Source organism: Phenylobacterium sp. (genome assembly GCF_036963605.1).
Taxonomy (GTDB): Bacteria; Pseudomonadota; Alphaproteobacteria; order Caulobacterales; family Caulobacteraceae; genus Phenylobacterium.
The window spans coordinates 27161-47671 of record NZ_JBALUY010000014.1 but is presented as its reverse complement, the minus strand read 5'-3'; the positions used below and the strand labels follow the sequence as shown (position 1 = coordinate 47671).

14 protein-coding genes and 1 tRNA gene are annotated in these 20511 nt (G+C 67.5%); 7 read left to right on the top strand and 8 right to left on the bottom strand.

The genetic code is table 11. The features are described 5' to 3' along the window. From V7702_RS04520 to V7702_RS04510, 3 genes are all read right to left on the bottom strand, one after another. A partial coding sequence (locus tag V7702_RS04520) for a M14 family metallopeptidase (protein WP_335648948.1) occupies positions 1-1566 on the bottom strand: 1566 nt, incomplete at its 3' end. Between the two features lie 261 nt (positions 1567-1827). Next, the gene (locus V7702_RS04515; RefSeq protein WP_335648947.1) at positions 1828-2847 is read right to left on the bottom strand and encodes a FecR family protein; all 1020 of its coding nucleotides are present in this window, start codon (positions 2845-2847) and stop codon (positions 1828-1830) included. Next, positions 2810-3373, bottom strand: a complete 564-nt coding sequence (locus tag V7702_RS04510; RefSeq protein ID WP_335648946.1) for an RNA polymerase sigma factor — start codon at positions 3371-3373, stop codon at positions 2810-2812. Before V7702_RS04510 ends, V7702_RS04515 begins: the two co-directional genes overlap by 38 nt. A 247-nt stretch (positions 3374-3620) precedes the next feature. Here V7702_RS04510 and V7702_RS04505 point away from each other — a divergent pair, with 247 nt between their 5' ends. Beyond that, positions 3621-6128, top strand: coding sequence for a TonB-dependent receptor (locus V7702_RS04505; RefSeq protein ID WP_335648945.1), 2508 nt, complete (start codon positions 3621-3623; stop codon positions 6126-6128). Here the strand turns inward: V7702_RS04505 and hfsH are convergent. Genes hfsH through V7702_RS04485 form a run of 4 tightly spaced genes read right to left on the bottom strand, consistent with a single transcriptional unit; the run spans position 6116 to position 10861 of the window. Beyond that, positions 6116-6904: an oligosaccharide deacetylase HfsH gene (gene hfsH / locus V7702_RS04500; protein ID WP_335648944.1), complete on the bottom strand. Its 789-nt coding sequence runs from the start codon at positions 6902-6904 to the stop codon at positions 6116-6118. The genes V7702_RS04505 and hfsH overlap by 13 nt on opposite strands. Beyond that, complete coding sequence (gene hfsG / locus V7702_RS04495) at positions 6904-7824, bottom strand: polysaccharide biosynthesis protein HfsG (protein WP_335648943.1); 921 nt, start codon at positions 7822-7824, stop codon at positions 6904-6906. Before hfsG ends, hfsH begins: the two co-directional genes overlap by 1 nt. Continuing rightward, a complete protein-coding gene (gene hfsF, locus V7702_RS04490) occupies positions 7821-9263 on the bottom strand; it encodes a polysaccharide biosynthesis protein HfsF (protein ID WP_335648942.1) in 1443 nt (480 codons plus the stop codon). The genes hfsG and hfsF overlap by 4 nt, the downstream gene beginning before the upstream one ends. An 11-nt stretch (positions 9264-9274) precedes the next feature. Then, positions 9275-10861: an exopolysaccharide biosynthesis polyprenyl glycosylphosphotransferase gene (locus tag V7702_RS04485; RefSeq protein WP_335648941.1), complete on the bottom strand. Its 1587-nt coding sequence runs from the start codon at positions 10859-10861 to the stop codon at positions 9275-9277. A gap of 281 nt (positions 10862-11142) precedes the next feature. Between V7702_RS04485 and V7702_RS04480 the strand changes: the two genes are divergently transcribed. The 6 genes from V7702_RS04480 to V7702_RS04455 all read left to right on the top strand — a co-directional run bounded on the left by V7702_RS04480 (position 11143) and on the right by V7702_RS04455 (position 19868). After that, positions 11143-12768, top strand: a complete 1626-nt coding sequence (locus tag V7702_RS04480; protein ID WP_335648940.1) for an Ig-like domain-containing protein — start codon at positions 11143-11145, stop codon at positions 12766-12768. Positions 12769-13081: 313 nt separating this feature from the next. Beyond that, positions 13082-13171, top strand: a tRNA-Ser gene (locus V7702_RS04475). Between the two features lie 340 nt (positions 13172-13511). After that, positions 13512-14393 (top strand): hypothetical protein, encoded by an 882-nt coding sequence (locus V7702_RS04470; protein WP_335648939.1) that lies wholly within the window; start codon positions 13512-13514, stop codon positions 14391-14393. Between the two features lie 573 nt (positions 14394-14966). Continuing rightward, positions 14967-16592: an alpha-D-glucose phosphate-specific phosphoglucomutase gene (locus V7702_RS04465; RefSeq protein WP_335648938.1), complete on the top strand. Its 1626-nt coding sequence runs from the start codon at positions 14967-14969 to the stop codon at positions 16590-16592. Between the two features lie 95 nt (positions 16593-16687). Further along, positions 16688-18202 carry an ATPase domain-containing protein gene (locus V7702_RS04460; RefSeq protein WP_335648937.1) on the top strand — a complete coding sequence of 505 codons (1515 nt, stop codon included), beginning with the start codon at positions 16688-16690 and terminating at the stop codon, positions 18200-18202. Next, positions 18192-19868 carry an ATP-binding protein gene (locus V7702_RS04455; protein WP_335648936.1) on the top strand — a complete coding sequence of 559 codons (1677 nt, stop codon included), beginning with the start codon at positions 18192-18194 and terminating at the stop codon, positions 19866-19868. Before V7702_RS04460 ends, V7702_RS04455 begins: the two co-directional genes overlap by 11 nt. Here the strand turns inward: V7702_RS04455 and V7702_RS04450 are convergent. Then, positions 19860-20492: a DedA family protein gene (locus V7702_RS04450; protein WP_335648935.1), complete on the bottom strand. Its 633-nt coding sequence runs from the start codon at positions 20490-20492 to the stop codon at positions 19860-19862. The genes V7702_RS04455 and V7702_RS04450 overlap by 9 nt on opposite strands. Positions 20493-20511: the final 19 nt, after the last annotated feature.

The following is a 20511-nucleotide window of genomic DNA, read 5'->3' as shown; positions in this document are numbered from 1 at the left end:
GTGCGGATGGTCCTGCGGCTCGAACATGTCGAGGACGTGCGGCCGGTAGGCCTGGGCGGTTTTCACCACATAAGAGCCGGCCGGATAGGACTTGTCCCCGACGCGGAAGGCCCGTGTCGCGCGGTCGACATCCACCCCGGTCTTGATCAGGGCGTTCACAAAGGCCGTGGCCGTCGGCATGTCGGCCTGGTCGGCAGGGATGATGTAGCCGCGCGGATCGCGATCCTCCGGCTTCTGCAGCAGGGCGTAGAGCTCGGGATCAACCGCCCCGGCGCGGCCGTAGCCGGCCTCCGCGGCCGCGCCGGCGTTTTCCGGTCGGGCAGCGGCGGCGGCTTCGTTCAGGCGATCGATCTTGCTGGGGGTGATGGTCCAGCTGTCCTCGGAGCCCCGGGCGATGCTGTTGGCGCCCATCTTGTAGATGTTGAACAGCAGGCGTTCGCGGTTGCGCGAGGCGTAGTCGATGACCGCCCGGTTCATGCTCCACTGATATTCGACCGTCTGGGCCAGGCGCCAGGTCTGGGGCGCGATGGGCATGGGCCGGTCGCCATTGGCCAGCTGCAGATCGGGCACCAGCTTCACCGTCTCCGGCGTCGGGCCGCCGATGATCTCGGTCAGCAGGCCGATGGCGTTGTGGAAATAGGCCACCGACCGGACCATGCCGTTGTGCCAGGTGGAATAGGAGGCCGAGCTGCGGGCGCCGGAGCCAGGCTTGTCCTCGACCACCAGACGACTGTGCATGGCCATGCCCACCTCCTGCAGGGTGGTCATGACCAGGGGGTCATAGTTGAAATTGAACGGGTCGCGGAACGGCGGCACGAACACGACCATGCCGGTGGGGCCGGTCTGATGCTGGTTGAAGATGATCTGCGGGAACCACTCGTGGAAAAGCTGCCGGTTGACGTTGGTCGTCTCAGCCATCTGCGACATGTAGCTGTCGCGATTGTTGTCGTGGCCGATATACTTCTGGTAGAGGCGAGGGATGCTCTGGAACTCACGCTTCAGAGGATCGTCGTGGCGCATGTACCAGTCCGACACCAGTTCCATGCCGTCCGGATTGTCGTGGGCGAACAGGATGATGACATCGTCCAGCGTCCGCTGAGTCTCGGCGTCGTTCATGGTCAGCAGGCGGTAGAGGACCTGGATCTGGCCCTGGCTGGTCACCGTTTCGGTGGCGTGCAGGCCCGCATCGATCCACACCACGGCCTTGCCCTCGGCCGCCAGGGCGGCGGCGTCGGCCTCGCTCAGGCCCTCGGCCTTGGCCAGCCGCCGCGAGATCGACTTGTAGTGGTCAAGCTGGGCGAGGTTGGCCGGGGAGGAGACGATGGCCATCCACTGGGTGCGGCCTTCCTCGGTCTTGCCGAAATCCACCAGCTTGATGCGGTCAGACTGGCTGGCCAGGGTCTTCAGATAGGATTCATAGGCCGTGTAGTCGGCCAGGAAGTAGTCGCTTCCCGGATTCTGGGCGAAGGCTTCGCTGGGCGGCGTGACGGTCGCCGCGTTCGCTGCGCCCCCCAGGACCATGACCAGCGCCAGGGCGGCGCTCGCCAATGCGTGTTTTCGTATCATTCCTAGACCCTCTTTCGACCCGGGGCGATCCACCCGGCTGCAAATGGATAAAATTGAAGATGGCGCGGGGACCGGTCGGCTGGTCTCCTTCACGCGAAAGTCTGCGGCCAGCGACTGGTCTTTCGTGCGAGGAAGGGCCCATTCCGAGACGCCTATGGCGCTTAAGACGCTGCGCTGGCGAAATCCCGGCCATGAGTCCTCCGGCTATCGGCGCAGGGCGCGCCAATCTTCCCCTGCAAGACGCAGCCAGAGCGAGAAGCCTCACTCAGAAATGATGGGATGCAGCTCGATTGTCCCGGCGCTGCTGGAATGGGCGCGCGCCAGGCCGTAGGCCTCCAGCATGGCCACGAACCCGGCCGTGTCCCCGGACTTGAATCGGCCACTCAACGGCTGGGCGGCCAGGGCCGGATCGGTGACTTCGATCTTGCGCGCGGAATAGCGGTTCATCTCCTCGACGATGACGCCGAGAGGACGGTTTTCGAAGACGAGGCTGCCGTCACGCCAGCTCGTCAGCTTATCGAGATCGCGCTTTTCGACAGTCCACGGACCGCCGCCGTCCTGAACTAGGTGATCGCCGGGCGCCAGGTCCACCTGGCCGGTGTCGGCGACGACACGAACCTTGCCTTCCACCAGGCTGACCGACCAGCGCCGCGGCTCCAACCGGACATCGAACGCCGTACCCAGCGCCGTCACGGTCCGGCCGCCCGCGGTGACCACGAAGGGGCGCTTCGGATCCTTGCTGACTTCGAAATAGGCCTCGCCCCGCACCAGGGTCAGGTCGCGGCCCTCGCCCCATCCGGTCAGTCGAACCTCGGTGTCGGTGTTCAGGGTCACCTTGGAGCCGTCCTCGAGCACGACCGTGCGTCGCCCGCCTACGTCGGTGCGATAGACGGCCAGGGTCTCGGTGGCGGCGATCTGAGTCGGGGCGTCCGACGAGGGGCCTTCGCGCCAGGCGCCATAGCCCAGCAGGGCGGCGCCGGTGACCATGACGGCGGCGATTCCGGCCGCCCAGGGCAGGTGCGCGCCGCGGCGCTCGGCCTCAAGTTCAGCGGCTACGGCGGCGCGGGCGGCGAGGATTTCCGGATCGTCTCTAAGCCCGCCCAGACGATCCCAGGCGCCTGAGACCGCCGCCCAGGCGGGGCCGTGGGACGGGTCGGCGGCCAGCCAGGCTTCGAATTCTCTTCGGACATCGGCGTCGCCCGGATGACGCTCCAACCGCACGACCCACGACGCGGCGTCAGGATCACCCGAAGGTCCGGCGGATCGGTGATCGTCGTTCATCGGATTCCTGCAGTCGGGTCGAGACGACCCGAAGCGCCTTGGTGACATGCTTTTCGACGGCGCTGACCGAGATGCCCAGTCGCGTCGCGGCGGCCTTATAGCTCAATCCTTCGAAGCGGATGAGTACGAATGCCGCCCTCGTGCGAGGAGAGAGCGCCTTCAATGCCTCCACCGCGACGGAGGCCTCCTGCTTGGCCTGCAGAATCCGTTCAGGCGACAGATCGTCGCGAGGATGCAAAATCTCCTGCAATTCGCAATGGGCGCTGGCTCGGCGCACCGTTTCGCGGCGCCGGCGATCCAGCAGAACATTGGTGGCGGTCTGGAAGATGAAGCTGGGGAGGTTGGCGATCTCGACGCTGCTGCGGCGGCTGTGCATGCGCAGCAGCACCTCCTGGATCAGGTCGTCGATCTCATGAGCTTCGGCCCGGCGTCCGAAAAAGGCGCGGAGAGCCGGCTGAAACGGCAGGGAGGCAAAGGCCAACCCCTCAGGCTCCTCGTCGGTCCTGGTCGTTTCGGCCCAAGCCATTGGTTACCCCGAACACCCCGAATAGTCTTATTGCGGTCATGTTTGGGACAAGCGAGGGTAAGGTCAATGGGGTTGGGTCAGCGCAGGCGCCCGGCGCGGCGGCTGCCGGCTTTTGAGGCGGTGGCGCGCGCCTCTCGTCGTCCATGAGGCGGACCGGTGAAAATCGCCCCTGCCGGTGGGGCGCCGGACTGGCCAAGGCGAACGGCCTGCGGGAAAGCCACGGTCTGGGGGCGGAGCCGTGTCGTCATTGAGCCTTCACCCGATTGGGACCGCCATCGCATGTCTGACTTGCGTCCTGCTGCCGGCGACAGCCGCAGCCGCCGCCGACGCGACCGGGTCCTACTCCATCCCTGCGGGCCTGCCCCTGGGCCAGGCGCTCACCCGGTTCTCTGAGCAGAGCGATCGGGACATTCTGTTTACGCCTGACCTCGTCGCCGGTCTCCGGACCCGGGGGGTTTCGGGGGCGATGGGCTCCGCCGCCGCCCTCACCGCCCTGTTGAACGGCTCGGGCCTCACCTGGCGGGCGTTTGAAGGTCGCTATCTTATCGAGCGACGCCCCGCACCGCCGGCGCCTGGGCCGGCGGTGATCGCCGGCGAGGCCGAGGTGGCCGGCGTCATGGTGACGGCTCTGCGTCGCCCCACGCTGGAGCGCCTCACCCCCATGTCCATGCGGGTCTTTTCCGGCGAGGACCTGACGCGGGCCGGGGCGGTCAGCTTCGCTGACGCGGTCGAACTGATGCCGGGCCTTATCCAGACGGGTACGGGGGTCGGTCGCAACCGGCTCAGCCTGCGCGGCGTCTATGGGGCCGGCGAGGCGACCACGGCCCTCTATTATGACGAGGCGCCGGTGACCGGGCCAAGCGCCACCAACGCCGATCCGGGCGGCTCCTCGCCGGAATTCCTGCTGGTGGACGTTGCGCGCGTCGAACTGCTTCGCGGGCCGCAGGGCACGCTCTATGGCGCCGGCGCCATGGGCGGGGCGCTGAAGGTGGCGTTCAACCGTCCAGACCTGTCGCAGGCCGGCGGCCAGGTATCGGCGACCGTCTCGACCAATGCCGGCCAGGTCGGTGGCGGCGGGACCCTCGTGCTCAACCAGCCCCTGGTCGCGGACCGCGTCGGCCTTCGCCTGGCGGCCTATCACCAGCAGGATCCGGCCTATGTGGACAATGGGCGCCTGGGCCTCTCGCATATCAATGAGAGCCTTGTCCGGGGTGTCCGCCTGGGACTGCGCGCCCAGATCACCGACGACCTGACCCTGGACCTGAGCGCGGCCTATCAGGACAGTGACCTGGCCGACACCAGCGCCGGCTCGGCGACGGCTCCGCGTCATGTCAGCCGCGTTTATGTACGAACCCCCTTCGACGGCGAGATCGCCTTCTATCAGGGGGCTTTGTCCTGGCGGGGCGGGGGGGTGAGCCTGGCGGCCAACGCCGCAGCCTATCGCTGGGATAGCACCCGCTACTTCGACTACACCGTCACCTTGGAGGCCGAGCGGCTGAACCCGGAAGGATGCCGACGATATCTGCAGCCTTCGGCGGCGCTCTGCACGCCGGCCCAGTTGAATGTCTACGCCGCCTATGTGGACAGCCGCAGCCCGGGCCTCCTCTATCAGCCGATCCAGCTCGACGCCCAGGTGCAGGAGATCCACCTCCAGTCCGATATCGATGGGCCGATCGCCTGGACGGCGGGCCTGTTTCGCGAGGTGCGCGACGATGTCATCGACAGCCAGGTGCTGGCGGCCGATCCGAAGACGGGGCTTCCGCGGCCTGAGGCGGGATTCACCGGTCGGCGTATCGTCGACAGCCGGCTGACCCAGCGGGCCATCTATGGCGAGGTCACGCTGGGCGCCGATCGTGACACCTCCGTGGTCCTGGGCGCGCGCCGCTTCGAATACGAAAAGCAGACCCGGGGCGTGGCCCTGGTCGTCAATGTCATCTCCAACACCGCCGACGCCAATTTCCGCACGGCCACCCGGGAGCGGGGCTGGAGCCTGAAGGCCCTGGCCAGTCATCGGTTTTCGCCCACGACCCTGGGCTATGTGCAGGCCTCCCAGGGGTTTCGTCCCGGCGGGGTCAATCCTGCGCCGGGCCTGCCGGAGAACCTGTCGGCCTATGGCGCCGACTCCCTGTGGAACTATGAGATCGGCATGAAGGGCAGCTGGCTGAACAGCCGCCTGACCCTGGACGCGGCCCTCTATACGATCGACTGGCAGGACATGCAGTACACGGCCAACAGCGCCAACGGCGCCTTCTCCTTCATCACCAATGTCGGCAAGGCGCGGGTGAATGGCCTGGAGGCTGACGCCGCCCTCTGGCTGAGTCCTGTGCTTCGCGGCGGCGCCAACCTCGCCTTGACCGATGCGGTGCTGACCAGCGATCAGGCCAGCGCCGACGGCGCGGGCCTCGGTTCGGCGGGCGACCGGCTGCCGGCCGTACCGACCCTGGCCGCCGGCGGCTGGCTGGAGCGGAGGATTGACCTTCCGGCGGGAGAGGCGGTGGTCCTGCGTGGAGATCTTTCATATACGGGCCGCTCTCACAGCACCTTCAAACCTGGCGTCGGATCCGACACGGCGCTGGGGGATTTCTGGCTGTTGAAGCTTCGCGCCACTTTTCGCGCCGACGATTGGTCCCTGGAGGCGTTTATCGACAACGTCACCGACACCCATGCGGCGGAATTCGCCACGGCGGGGCGCCAGCCAGCGATCTATGCGCCCCGGCCGCGCCGCTTTGGCGTCACCGTGTCCTACGCCTTCTGAGCTGCACCCCGGACGCCGACGCCCAGACGCTGCGCGCCCTGCGCCGCCGTGACGATCTCGGCCCCGCCACGCCGCGCGCGGTCGATGAGACGGGCCAGGGCCTCCGGCGTGCAGCCCCAGGGCGAGGGCGCTTGCCGCACATCGTGGGTGTAGAGGATCAGCCAGGCCTTGCGGGCGAGGGCCTCGTCCAGCCATCGGCTGGCGATCGCCTCACCGTCGGCCCCTTCGATCCCCACCGCCGGGGTCTGGTTCAGGTCCGTGCCGGCGGTGATCACGCCGTGGTGCAGAGCGCGCAGGGTGGCGTAGCCGGGAGCAAGCGCCTGCTTTGGTCCGGCGGCGACGTCGCCATAGGGATAGGCGAAGCTGGTCACCGGGCCGGTCTCCCACTGCGCCAGGACCGCCAGGTTGCGCTCGGCGTCGGCCTTGGCCTGCGCGCCTGAGGCGCGACCGCAGTCCAGGTGGCCAAAGGTGTGGCACGCGATCTCGTGACCTGCGGCGGCCAGCCGCTGGTAGTCCCCAGCCTCCGCATAGCGGCCCATCGGCCCGTCGGTCCCTGCCAGCCCGGCCGAGACATAGAAGGTCCCCCGCGCGCCGCGGGTTTCCAGCAGGGCGGTGCCGGCCTCGGCGGCGCTCAGCGGCGCATCGTCGAAGCTGAAGGTGACCATGGGACTCTGCGGTTCGGTAGCCAGGGGTCGGCGATGGGCCAGGCGCACCACGCGGCGGCGGATCTTGCCCTTCAGCGAACGGTCGGGCTGGTAGGCTTCGGCAGGGGACATCAGACAGCCTCGGCGTAAAGGGCGGCGCGATAGAGGCGCATGGCGAAGGCGCGGGTCCTGAGCGGCGCCAGGCCATTCAGGGCATAGGCCTTGATCATCGGCCGCCACAGGCCGCGCAGGGGCGCGCGGCGCAGGATGCGGGCGACGCGATAGCTGGGATAGGTGCGGACCACGTCGGGATGGGCGGCCACCACCCGGGCGAAGTTGGCGGCCGACTGTTCGTACTTGGCCGCGATGGTCGCGGCGCTGTCGAGGCCGAGGTGCGTGGCCGTGTTGTCGATGTGCAGGATCGGCCAGCGCCTGGCCACCCGCATGCCCCACTCCACATCCTCCCAGCCCCAGCCGGCGAAGCCCTCGTCAAAGCCCTCGGCGGCGAAGACGTCCCGGCGGACAAGCAGGTTGGAGGTGAAGACGTGCTTCTCGGGCGCCCCCATCCGCTCTGACGCTGGCAGGCAGTCGCTGTGGCCGGCCATGACCCGGTGCAGGGCCTGGTCGGGGCGAGGCTCGACCTGCAGCAGCGAGAAGCCGCCGAAGGCGACCGCCGGATCGTCCTGCGCGATCAGGGCCAGCCAGCGGCCCAGGAAGTCGGGGGTGTCGGGCGCCATGTCGCTGTCGAGAAACAGGAAGTGGCCGGCCCGCGCATGGCTGACCAGCCGGTTGCGGCCCTTGGACCGGCCCTCGTTGGTCGCCAGGGTCACCAGGCGGGCGGGCAGGGGCAGGGCTTCGACCTGCGCGCGGACCCGCTCGGTGAGGGCGGCGTCAGCCGTGCCGTCGTCCAGCACGATGATCTCTGCGGCCACCGGCTCGCGTCCCAGGGTGGCGAGAAGATCGCAGGGGTCATCGCCCTTGAACGGGATCAGCACCGAGAGGCGCGGCTGGCCGTCGGCCCAGGGCGCATTGTCGAACAGGGTCTGACTCATGCGGTGCGCGCCTTGTAGCCGCGGACCAGCGCCAGGCCGCGGCTGCGCAGGGCGCCGGTGTCCAGGGCGAAGGTGATGGCCCCGAACACGACGGCGCCGAGGCCCGCCTTCAGGATCAGCTCGGCCCAGCCGCCCAGGGCCGGAACCTGGGCGACGGCGGCGCCCATCACCGCCGTGGCGAAGACGGTCTGCAGCAAGGGCGTCCATGGCACCGGCAGGCGAAGGCTGCGGGCTCCGAGCGCCACCGAGGCCGCCAGGCCCAGCCCATAGCTGGCCACTGTGGCCCACAGGGCGCCGTTGAGGCCGAACCGCGGGATCAGGATCAGGTTGAGGATCAGGTTGGCGAGCGCCGGAATGGCCATGGCGCCCAGCAACAGCTCGGTGCGCCGGCCCAGGGTGAAGGCCTGATGGAAGTAGTAGGTGGTCAGGCCGGCCAGCAGGCCGCTGGCGGCGATCCAGGGGGTGACGTGGGCCGCGCCCACGGCCAGCTCTTGTCCCACCATCAACTGCGACAGGGGCGCGGCCACCAGGGCCAGGCCCACGGCGGCGGGCACGCAGAGCAGCAGCATGAGGCTGGCCTGTTCCCGGGCGGCTATGCCCAGTTCGCCTTCGCCGCCGCGCTCCAGGGCCGCGATCAGGGCCGGGCCGCCGGCGGCGCCCAGCCAGATGAACAGGACGTCCAGGGTGCGGTTCGCCAGGCTGTAGCCGGCGTGATAGACGCCCACCGCCGCCTCATCGAGGAAGGCCGCCAGCAGGAACCGGTCGGTGGTCGACAGCACCAGCGCCAGGATCAGCGACAGGGCGACCGGCAGGCCATAGCCGAGATAGCTCCGCGCGCGGGTCGCTTCGAACCGGCCGCTGCGGCTGTGCGCCCATTCCGAGGGCAGGGTCCAGGCCATGCAGACGGCGGCGGCGGCGCCGAAGCCGATCAGCGGGGCGGCGCCGCCGAAGCCCAGATAGGCCAGGACCGCGCCGACCCCGAAGGCGCCCAGGGTCTGGATGATGTCGATGGAGGCCGCGCCAGCCACTTCCCCGGCCGCACGGCGGCGTTCCTGGGCCAGCTTGGCGAAGGTCCGCGGCAGGACCGCCAGCACCCCGCAGACCACAGCCAGCCGCAGGCCCGGCGCCATGGGCACGAGGAGCGCTGCGGCGAGCGCCAGCGGCAAGACGACCAGCAGGGCGAGCCAGGTGCGATAGACGGTGGCCGCATGGGCGCCGCCCTGGCCCTTGTCGACCTCCGCCACCCAGAACCGGGCCATGGCGGCCTCGTTCCAGGTGAAGATGGCGGTGTGCAGCAGGCTCATCACCGAAAAGCCGAGGGCGTAGTCGCCGAACTGCGAGGGCGCCAGCAGGCGGGTGAAGGTGACGATGGTCGCCAACCCTACCAGGCCTTGGATGATGTTGACCGGCAGATAGCCGACCACGCCGCGCCAGAACATGAGGCCTGTCCCTAGCGCACGGCCTGCCGATCCCCGAGGAGGCAGGGGATGGTCATGGCGATGATGTAGAGGTCGAGCCAGATCGACTGGCGCTCGATATATTCGATGTCCAGCTGAATGCGGCGGCGCACATCGGCGGGGGTGTCCACCGGCCCGCGGGAGCCGTGGATGGCGGCCCAGCCGGTCATGCCGGGCTTCATCCGGTGCCGGTGGGCGTATTCGGCCACGAGCCGGGCCGACTCCACATCGCCGGTCATCATGCCGATGGCGTGGGGGCGGGGGCCGACCAGGGACATCTCGCCGGCGAGCACATTGAAGATCTGCGGCAGCTCATCGAGGCTGGTGCGGCGGATGAAGCGGCCCACCCGGGTGACCCGCACGTCGTCGGCCTGCACCTGCTGGCGGGCTCTGGCGTCGGCGAGGTCATGGCGCATGGAGCGGAATTTCCAGACCACGATCTCTTCGTTGTTGAAGCCCTGCCGACGCTGCCGGAACAGGATCGGGCCGGAGCTGTCGAGGCGGATGACCAGCGCGATCAGCGCCATGATCGGCAGGGCCAGGACCAGGGCGGCGACCCCGACCACTAGGTCCAGCGTGCGCTTGGTGATCGCCCGCCCAAGATGGCGCGGCGGTCCGGAGATGCGGGCCAGGGGCAGGTCGCTGATCGTCTGGTTTCGCCGAACGGCGACGGCGTCCACCGGCGCGATTTCGTCTTCAAGCAGCAGGCTGATCTCGTTGGGCAGGGGGCGCAGGGCCGCGATCACCTGGCGCACCCTATCCCGGGCGCCGGTAGGCACGGCGACGATCACCCGGTCCACATAGGGCATGATGCGGTGGTCGAGCAGGGCCTGGGTGTCACCCAGGACGGGGACCCCGCGCAGGGCGCTGGGGACCCGGGCCAGGCGGTCATCGAAGATCCCGAGGATATTCATCTCCCCAGACCGGATCGCCTCGCCGATCAGCCGCTCGGCCGCCGGCGTGGCGCCGACGACGACGACATTGGGGGTCAGCCGGCCATCGACTCGCCAGCGACGGACCATCATCCACCAGACCCCATGCAGGCCGTAGACTCCGAGGAAGGCCGCGACGGTCCATGGACCCAGGGCTGTCACCACGGCGGGCAGGGGCAGGAAGGCCGACAGGAGGGCGATGGCGGTCAGCACGCCGACGGCGGCGGCCACGGAGGTCTGGGCCAGGTGATAGGCCAGACCCTGCCGGCTGCGGAATCCGTAGGTCTCGAACAGGCTGAGCGAAATCATCACCGCCAGGGCGGGTGTCGCATAGACGCCGGCCGGGGCTGGCCCGATGGCGAAGGCCACGAGCCCGGCGACCAGCAGGTAGAGGCCGTCCACCGCCTGGAAGGCCCAGGCATAGGCCTGGCCCTGTAGCCGCCTGCGGGTGGGGCTCAGGCGGTCCGGGCGCATTGGACCGCGTCGATCCAGGACGGGCGCCGCCTCGGCCGGGGGCAGGGCGCCCTCCAGGCCCTGTTCCAGACCCAGGGCGAATTGCGTCTCAGCCTCGGTCTCGGGCGCGTGATCGGCCGGCGAGGGGCGGGGGGCTCTGTGGAAAGCCTGAGGGAGACGAACCAGGTTGGACATTCTGTACGCGGGCCAAGGAATTCCCGCTCAGTATGGGGCGCCGCCCCTGATCGACAGGTTAACCTCGGCCTCGCGCGGCTCTTTCGCACGGCGCCGCTTTGAACCAGCCTCCGCCGCCCCCGGAACACCCCAGGCGGAGGTGTGGCATGTCGCCTCGCTTGTGCTCGAGCGACGCCCAATAAACCACTTGGTAAGCCGGCGCGGAGAGCCTCGCGGGAGAACAGCCAGACGCCTGGATTGATCGGCAGTCAGGCCACCAGCCCCCGGAGGAAACGCACACCATGGCAGCCCCTACAGTCAGCATTGTCGTCGCAGACACGGCTCTTAGAACCGGCGAGACGTCGCTGGTCACCTTCACCTTCTCCGAGCAGGTCCTCGACTTCAACAATGCCGACGTGACCGTCGCCAATGGGGCCTTGAGCGCGGTTTCGTCCGCCGATGGCGGCGTCACCTGGACGGCCACTCTCACGCCCGACACCGCCATCACCGACACCACCAACGTCATTACGGTGGACAAGTCTGGCGTCACCGACGCCGGTGCGACGCCCGGCGTCGGCACGACCGACTCCAACAATTACGCTATCGACACGGCGCGCCCGACCGCCAGCGTCGTGGTGGCCGATACCGCGCTCGCGGCCGGCGAGACCTCTGCGGTGACCATCACTTTCTCCGAAGCGGTTGTCGGACTCACCAATGCCGATCTGACGGTGGCGAACGGCGCCCTGAGCGCGGTGTCTTCGGCTGACGGCGGCATCACCTGGACGGCCACCCTCACGCCCACGGCCGACATCGCCGACACCACCAACGTCATCACACTCGACAACACCGGCGTCGCGGACGCCGCCGGCAACGCCGGGGCCGGGACGACCGATTCCAACAACTATGCGATCGACACTGCGCGCCCGACCGTCAGCATCGTGGTGGCTGATGCCGCGCTCACGGCGGGCGAAACGTCTGCGGTGACCATCACCTTCTCCGAGGCGGTTGTCGGGTTCACCAATGCCGATCTGACGGTGGCGAACGGCGCCCTGAGCGCGGTGTCTTCGGCTGACGGCGGCATCACCTGGACGGCCACTCTCACGCCCACGGCCGCTATCGCCGACACCACCAACGTCATCACGCTCGACAACACCGGCGTCGCGGACGCGGCCGGCAACGCCGGGACCGGGACGACCGACTCCAACAATTACGCCATCGACACGACGGTTACGCCGCCGCCGCCGCCGCTGCCGCCGACTTCCATCCCCGGGACGACAGGCTCCGATGCGATCACCGGGAACAGCCTCAACAACGTCATCAGCGCCGGCGCCGGCAACGACACCGCCTCAGGCCAGGACGGCGCCGACGAGCTTAGCGGCGGCGAAGGCCTCGACTCCCTGCAGGGCAACGCCGGCGCCGACAGCGTTGAGGGCGGGGCCGGCGACGACGCCGTCCTTGGCGGCAAGGACAACGACTTCGTCCACGGCAATGCCGGCGCGGACTACGTCACAGGCGATCTCGGGAACGACACCGCCCATGGCGGCAAGGACTCAGACCTCGTTCACGGCCGTGAAGGCGACGACATCGTCTCGGGTGATGATGGAGACGACATCGTTCGTGGTGGCAAGGGTGACGACTATGTGCTGGGTGGCGCCGGGTCCGACTTCGTCTCTGGCGACGTCGGCAACGACACGGTTTCCGGCGGCGCTGGCGCGGACCTGTTCCACACCTTCGTCGGGGCCGGGCTCGACGTTGTCGTCGACTTCAGCGTCGCCGAAGGCGATCGGGTTATCTTGGCGCCAGGCTCGCAATACTCGGTCGCCCAGGTGGAGGCGAACACGGTCATCACGCTCTCCGGCGGTGACCAATTGATCCTTCAAGCTATCCAGATGGACGCCTTGACCGACGGCTGGATCATCGGAGCCTAGGGGGAGTCCGCGAGCTGATGCGCAAAGCCGGCGCCTGCTTGGTCCGCAGGCGTTGGCGGCGCGCACTTCTACCGGTGAAGAAAGCGCGCCCGGCATCTGTCGCTGCGATGCGCCTGTTCTCGATGAGCGGAGCGCGATAGCCGCGCCGCCGCCTATCGGCTGTCTCATGCGAGGCACGGCATGGAGCGATCTCCTCCTCAGGCCTTTGCATCTGAGCTGACCTCGGGTAGAAACCGGCCTCCGCCAAGCAGTCGGCTGCAAACTGGTTGCAAAATGGCGGAGGCGCTCCGGAAAAGCGGAGCGTTATCAACAAGGTGACGTGGCCGAGTGGCTGAAGGCAACGGTTTGCTAAATCGTCATACCTGAAAGGGTATCGAGGGTTCGAATCCCTCCGTCACCGCCACTCTTCTTGAATAAAATCAAGGGCTTAGCGCCCTTTTTTGGCGTGTGTGCCATGGCACCCCCAAAAATGGACGAAAATCCTAACTAATTCAGAGGCTTGAGGGGTGCCGGAACGCGCTGTCGTTGGCGTGATTGGCGGTGTCTGCAGGATCAAAACATGTGACGCCGGCCATGCCGTCTGAGCGGAATGCTCGATCGCCTGTCGCGTAGGAATCGCGCGGCGCACCAAAGACATGTAGCGTCGCCGTATCATGCTGAAGCTAGCGAACATCGCGAGTTGGCTCAGGCGCAAAGGGCGGCGTCGCACAATTGGTGTAAACGCACATCCTGACGACTGCACAATGCCGCCCGACCACCCGCTGCCTGCTGACGAGCTTGGCCTATATAGCCCAGAGCGTGACTTTGGAGCTGAGAAGAATATTGCCGAATATGTGGAGGGCCAGGCTCCAGACGAGACGGTGCTCAACGTAGAGCGCCTCAAAATCGAGTATGTGTGGGGCACGCCCTACGAGATGTGGGACGTCACAACTGACAAGGATCGTTGGTGGGTCATAACCAACGCGACGAATCTCTACTCGCAGCGCCACTTCCCCAGTCTCGACTATACCCTCTCATTTCACGTCGGCCTTATGGCGCGCGTGATGAGCAAGCAAACTAAAGATGGTCCCTCCGAGAATCCGTTCGACGAGGTGTTCAGGCGGCAAGCTCAAGCGAAGGACTTGATCGACCGGGCGGTTGAGGCGGTCGACTTCCAAGCTGTTGGCATGCAGCTGCGTGAATGTCTGATCTCGCTTATGTCAGCCGTGCGACGTCGTGTGGACCTTCCTGAGGATGTTGATCGGCCGCAGGATGCCAATGTGATCGGATGGGGCGAAGTCCTGCTCAATCACCTCTGTGGAGGCCGGAGCAACAAGGAACTGCGCGCTCACTTGAAGTCAGCGAATGAGTCGACGTGGCAGCTGGTCAATTGGGTCACGCACCATCGGAACGCGAACAAGACATCCGCTCTGATTGCCATAGATTCAGTCGATGCGCTGGTAACGCAACTGGCCCACCTCATGAGTCGCGAGCGGCACGACCGCACTGACGAATGCCCCAAGTGCCACTCGAGAAACGTCAGGACCTTCTATGACGATGCTATCGAGCCGGACGGGGCATACTATGAGGACTGCGGCCAATGCGAATGGACTAGTCATCCAGCACATCAGCCCGCGGCGGCGTGAGGCTCGCTTCCTGTCCGACTGAGACCTAAGGCATCCGGCGCGGCCAAGGGTGCCATTTCTCAACCTGCGTGGCACCCCTCTGGTGTAGGTGCCGGGACGGCTAAGTGCTTGCGACTTATAAAGAAAAGTGGGGTGCCAAGTGTGCCAGATCGTCGGCCGACGGCACGGCGGACCTTGGCACACTCCGGAAGATGTGATGTAAGTAATTGAAAAATCACATAAAAGAGGCCCCCGTCACCGCCATTCTCCACGAATTAAAGCCGCTGTCCGCAGACGGCGCCGACGGCGCGCTTGGCGGTCAGCCGCGCCTTGGATCTCAGCGGCTTCGTGCGGGCGGGAAAGCAATCTGATCCGGGCCAATATCGTCTTGCGGGCCATCGGAGCCTCGCCCACAGTCTTGGGGAACGCTGCGGTCGCTTGCTGCGCTTCCTTCCACGCTGGCTGGGGAGGCGCTGTCGTTGGGCGCCGGAGACCTAGCTCGAAAAATCTGTCAGCCCGCAGCGTCGGCATCCACGGGAAATCGATGAATTCAAAGCCGCCCCACCGATCCTTTGGCCGCATGGACATCGGCGCATGAGCGTTCGCGTCGTCACGGCCGGCCCCTTCGACGACCAGCGTCCCGGCACGTCGGGCCTGCGCAAGTCCACGCGCCGGTTCCAGACCCCGCACTACCTGGCGACCTTCATCCAGGCCGTGTTCGACATCTGCCCCATCGACGGCGAGATCGTCCTGGGCGGGGACGGACGCTTCTTCACCGAGCCGGCGGCCCAGGAAATCCTGCGCATCGCCGCGGCCAATGGCGCAAGGCGCGCGGTGGTGGGGCAGGGCGGCCTGCTATCGACGCCGGCCGTGTCGCATCTGATCCGCAGTCGGGGGGCCTGGGGCGGCATTGTCCTGTCGGCGAGCCATAATCCGGGGGGACCCGACGGCGACTTTGGCGTCAAGGTCAATGGACCCAATGGCGCGCCAGCGCCGGAAGACGTCACTGAGGCCATCTTCGCGCGGACCCGCCAGATCTCCGAATACAGGATTTTCGACGGCGCAGGCCTCGACCTGGCGCAGCTGGGACCACAGCAACTCGGACCCCTGGCGGTGGAGGTGGTCGATCCCGCCGCCGACTATGCGGACCTGATGGAACGGTTGTTCGATTTCGACCGCATCGCCCAGTTCCTCCGGGCGCCGGCCGGGGGCCTGCTGTTCGACGCGATGCACGCCGTGACAGGCCCCTACGCCGCCGAGATCTTCTGTCGGCGCCTGGGCGCTCCGGAAAGCGCCATCCTGCGGGGCGCGCCGCTGCCCGACTTCGGTGGCGGCCATCCCGATCCCAGTCTGGCCAACGCCAAGGCGCTGGCGTCTCGGATGAACGCCGATGATGCGCCCGCCGTGGGCGCGGCCTCGGACGGCGATGGCGACCGCCACTTGGTCATGGGACCCCACTTCCCGGTGAGCGCCAGCGACAGCCTGGCGATCCTGCTGGCCAACGCCGAGCACGTGCCCGGCTATCGGGGGCGCATCGCAGGCGTCGCGCGCTCCATGCCCACCAGCCGTGCGGTGGACGCCGTCGCCGCGGCCATGGAGCTTCCCTGCTACGAAACCCCCACGGGGTGGAAATACTTCGGCGCCTTGCTGGATTCCGGCCGCATCACCCTGTGCGGGGAGGAGAGCGCCGGGGCGGGATCGGACCATGTCCGTGAGAAGGATGGCCTCTGGGCTGTGCTCTACTGGCTCAACATCCTCGCCGCCCGCGGCCTTTCGGTGGAAGAGGTGGTGACCCGGCACTGGGCGCGCTTTGGCCGCGTGGCGACCCAGCGGCTCGACTGGGAAGGGCTGCCGAGCGAACGCGCGGCCGAAGCCGTGGCGTCCCTGCGTCACAGGCTTGCAAGCCTGCGCGGGACGGCGGTCGCCGAGCGGCTCATCGAGGGCGCGGACGACTTCGCCTACGAAGACCCGGTGACGGGCGCCAGGTCAGAGGGTCAGGGCGTGCGCCTGTTCCTGTCCGACGGCGGGCGGGTGGTGTTTCGTCTCTCCGGCACCGGCACTCAAGGAGCCACCTTGCGGGTCTATCTCGACCAGCTCGATGCGCCGCCGTCACAGCCAGCCGGCGTGACGACGCAGGGTCTGGAGGCGGTGGCGCAGGCGGTGCTTGGCGGCGTCGATCCAGACCTTCTGACTCAAAGCACCGCGCTGCACCGAACCTAGGGCCGTTCAGGAGCCTATGGTGACGTTCGGGCGTTGAACCCCACGGCAGCGCTCAAATCGGATGCGCGCCATAAGCCGGTTCTTGAGAGGGCCACATGACTGAGAGTAAGCCGGCCAAGCCGGTGCGTGTTTCCACAGGCAGCCTCGGGCTGGATAATGTCCTACGGGGCGGACTGCCGCCAAACCGGGTCTACCTGCTTGAAGGCGCGCCCGGGTCGGGGAAGACCACCCTGGCCTTGCGCTTCCTGCTTGAGGGCGTCCGTGAGGGGGAACGGGTCCTGTACGTGACTCTTTCGGAAACCTCCGAAGAGCTTCAGGCGGTCGCGGAGTCCCACGGCTGGAACCTGGATGGGATCGATCTGTTCGAACTCGCCTCGGCCAATGAGGTGCTCGGCGAGGGGCGGGAACAGTCGGTCCTGCATTCCTGGGAGCTGGAACTGGGCGGCACTGTCCGGCTGATCCAAGAGAAGGTCGATGAGGTTCAGCCGACCCGCATCGTCTTCGACAGCCTCTCGGAGATGCGCCTCCTGGCGCAGGATCCGCTGCGCTACCGCAGGCAGGTGCTGGCGCTGAAGCAGTTCTTCGCCGGCCGGAACATCACCGTGATCCTGGTCGACGATCTCACCGGCGAGCACGGGCAGCGCGACGCCCACCTGCATAGCCTTTGCCATGGGGTGATCACCCTGGAGCGGCTGACCCTTGAGTTCGGCGCGGCGCGCCGACGCCTGCAGGTGCAGAAGCTGCGAGGGGTCAATTTCGTCGCAGGCTTTCACGACTTCACGATCCAGGAAGGCGGCCTGGAGGTCTATCCGCGGCTGATCGCGGCCGAACACCACGCGCCCTTCGCCGGCGAGCCGACGCCGAGCGGCGTGCCGGAACTGGACCGGCTGCTGGCCGGCGGCCCGCTGCGCGGGACCACCACCCTGGTGACCGGGCCTGCGGGCGCAGGCAAGACGACCCTGACTCTGCAATACGTCTATGCCGCCTGCGAGCGCGGAGAGAGCGCGGCCCTGTTCGAGTTCGACGAACGCATCGGCACGCTCCTGGTGCGCGCCGAGACAATGGGCATCGACCTGCAGAAGCATATCGACAGCGGCGCCCTGACCATCTCCCAGATCGACCCTGCCGAGGTTTCTCCCGGACAGTTCGCCTGGATGATCCGTCGCGAGGTGATGGAGCGATCTGTGCGCATCGTCGTCATCGACAGCCTCAGCGGCTATATGGCGGCCATGCCCCAGGAACAGCAGTTGATCCTGCAGGTGCACGAGTTGCTGTCCTATCTGAACCAGCAGGGGCTGGTGACCTTCCTGATCAATCCTCAATCCGGGCTTGTCGGAAGCATGGCGACGGGGTTGTTGAACATCTCCTATGTCGCCGACGCCGTTGTTCTCATCCGCTTCTTCGAAGCCGAGGGCCGGGTGCGAAAGGCGATCTCCGTCATCAAGAACCGCGGCGGCGCCCACGAGGACACCATTCGCGAGCTGCGCATCGACAGCGGCGGCATCCGGATCGGAGAGCCGCTCACCAATTTCAGAGGGGTGATGACGGGAACGCCCGAATATGCCGGCGAGCCCACGCCCTTGATGGAGCCGCGGGCCGTTGAGTCCTAGAGAAGACGTCGGGCGGAACCCGATCCTTGTCTGCGCCCCCTTCGGTCGCGACGGCGAGACGATCGCCGGCCTCTTGCGGGGCGCCGGTTATAGCGCCCAGGTCTTCGGTGATCTGGACCGGCTCGTCAGCGCGCTTGATCAGAGCACCGGAGCGGTTCTGGCGACGGAAGAGGGCGTGGCCGCATCGACCGTGCTGGCTGCCGCCCTGGCCGATCAGCCGGCCTGGTCGGACATTCCCGTGCTCATTCTGACCTCCAGGCGCCACAGCGCCCGTCTTTCCGCCGACGGCATCTCGGGACGGCTGCTGGCCGATATCACCAACGCCATCCTGCTGGAGCGTCCGCTGGGCGCACGATCTCTGTTGAGCGCCGTCGATGTGGCGCTCCGCAGCCGGCGGCGGCAGTTCGCCCTGCGCGACCAGATGGTCCTGCTGGCGCAAAGCCACGACGCCCTCGAACTCAAGGTTCGGGAACGCACAGCCGAACTGGAGGCGGAGGTGGCGCAGCGCGCCAAGGCCGAGGCCGCCCTGCGGCAGAGCCAGAAGATGGAGGCGGTGGGGCAACTTACGGGCGGCATCGCCCACGACTTCAACAACATGCTCACCGGCGTGATCGGCTCCCTCGACATCATGCGGCGGCGGATCGCCTCGAACCGCCTGGAGGATATCGACCGGTTCATGGACGCGGCGCAGGCCTCGGCCAGCCGGGCCGCGGCGCTGACCCAGCGCCTGCTCGCCTTTTCCCGCCGGCAATCCCTCGACCCCAAGCCCACCGATATCAACAGCCTGGCCGCCTCGCTCAACGAACTGATCCGGGGTTCGGTGGATGAACGAATACAGCTGCGGTTCGCCTTCGCCCCCGACCTTCCGCGGGCCATTGTGGACGTCAACCAGCTGGAAAGCGCCCTGCTGAATCTGGCGATCAACGCCCGCGACGCCATGCCCCACGGGGGCGAGCTGACGATCGGGACCCGCGCCACTGATCTGGGCGAGGCCGCCGCCCAGCGGCTGGGTGTCGCGCCGGGGAGCTATGTGGTGGTCTCGGTGTCCGACAGCGGCGTCGGCATGGCGCCCGACCTCGTGGAGAAGGTCTTCGACCCCTTCTTCACCACCAAGCCCCTGGGGCAGGGAACCGGTCTGGGCCTTTCGATGGTCTATGGCTTCGCCCGGCAGAGCGGCGGGCATGTGCGGATCGACAGCCGCCCGGGCGACGGGACCACGGTCGAGGTTCTCCTACCCGCCACCGAGGAGGAGGTGGCTGATGAGATGTCCGCCACCGACGCCGCCCCGCCTGGGGACGGGCAGCGGGTTCTGGTCGTGGAGGATGATCCAGCTGTTCGCCTGCTGGTCCGCGAGGTGCTCGAGGAGTTGGGCTATCTCACCGTCGAGGCGGCCGAGCCGCATGCAGCGATCCCCATCCTGGCCTCGGCCATGCCGTTCGACCTCCTGATCTCGGACGTCGGTTTGCCCGGCATGAATGGGCGGGAGCTCGCCGAGATCGCGCGATCTCACCGGCCGCAACTGCCGATCCTGTTCATCACGGGCTACGCCGAAAACGCCACGATCCGGGCCGACTTCCTCGGCGCCAGGATGTCGATGGTGGCCAAGCCGTTCCGGCTGGAAGAGCTCGCGGCCAAGATCAATGCGATGGTGGCCGTCTCAGCCTGACGCAGACTGACCTTTGCGCCACTTCCAGACCAGAAGGGCGAAGGCCATCACAGCGAGGCCGGCGAGCGCAGGCCTCAACAGGCCTTCCGGCAGAAGACTGAGACCCTGGGCGGCGAGATAGCCAGGCGCCAGCATCACCGGGATCCAGAGCGCCGCGCCGATGAGGTTGGCGACCTGGAAGCTCAGACGGCGCATCTTCAGCATGCCGGCGGCCAGGGGGACCAGCGAGCGGATCGGGCCGGTAAAGCGGCCGAGCACCATGGTCAACATACCGGCCTTGCGGATGAACAGGCGCGCCCGCGCCACGGCGCGGCGACGACGCGCCAACACGCGATGGCGAAGGGCTGAGGGGCCCATCCAGCGGCCGAGTTCGTAGGAGACGGCGTCGCCGGCCACGGCGCCCGTAATGGCGTAGAGGAGCAGGGGGCCAGGTTCCAGGAGGCCTGCGCCCAGCATGGCGCCGATGGCCAGCAGCATCGGGGTGGATGGGACGAAGAAACCGACGAAGGCGAGGCTTTCGGCGAAGACCAGCAGGCCGACCACCAGTCCAGCCTGCTCGGGGTGGTCTCGCAGCAGCGACGTCAGGCCGCCTTCGAAGCCGCCTGCGGCGTCTGCTTGGAACATGCCGAAGTTAAGCCCGTCG

Bases quoted from the DNA above. Each gene is read 5' to 3' on its own strand.
- V7702_RS04470 (WP_335648939.1), top strand. From the start codon at position 13,512: ATGCCGCCCGACCACCCGCTGCCTGCTGACGAGCTTGGCCTATATAGC.
- V7702_RS04485 (WP_335648941.1), bottom strand. From the start codon at position 10,861: ATGTCCAACCTGGTTCGTCTCCCTCAGGCTTTCCACAGAGCCCCCCGC.
- hfsG (WP_335648943.1), bottom strand. From the start codon at position 7,824: ATGAGTCAGACCCTGTTCGACAATGCGCCCTGGGCCGACGGCCAGCCG.
- hfsH (WP_335648944.1), bottom strand. From the start codon at position 6,904: ATGTCCCCTGCCGAAGCCTACCAGCCCGACCGTTCGCTGAAGGGCAAG.
- V7702_RS04515 (WP_335648947.1), bottom strand. From the start codon at position 2,847: ATGAACGACGATCACCGATCCGCCGGACCTTCGGGTGATCCTGACGCC.
- V7702_RS04480 (WP_335648940.1), top strand. From the start codon at position 11,143: ATGGCAGCCCCTACAGTCAGCATTGTCGTCGCAGACACGGCTCTTAGA.
- V7702_RS04510 (WP_335648946.1), bottom strand. From the start codon at position 3,373: ATGGCTTGGGCCGAAACGACCAGGACCGACGAGGAGCCTGAGGGGTTG.
- V7702_RS04465 (WP_335648938.1), top strand. From the start codon at position 14,967: ATGAGCGTTCGCGTCGTCACGGCCGGCCCCTTCGACGACCAGCGTCCC.
- hfsF (WP_335648942.1), bottom strand. From the start codon at position 9,263: ATGTTCTGGCGCGGCGTGGTCGGCTATCTGCCGGTCAACATCATCCAA.
- V7702_RS04460 (WP_335648937.1), top strand. From the start codon at position 16,688: ATGACTGAGAGTAAGCCGGCCAAGCCGGTGCGTGTTTCCACAGGCAGC.
- V7702_RS04450 (WP_335648935.1), bottom strand. From the start codon at position 20,492: ATGTTCCAAGCAGACGCCGCAGGCGGCTTCGAAGGCGGCCTGACGTCG.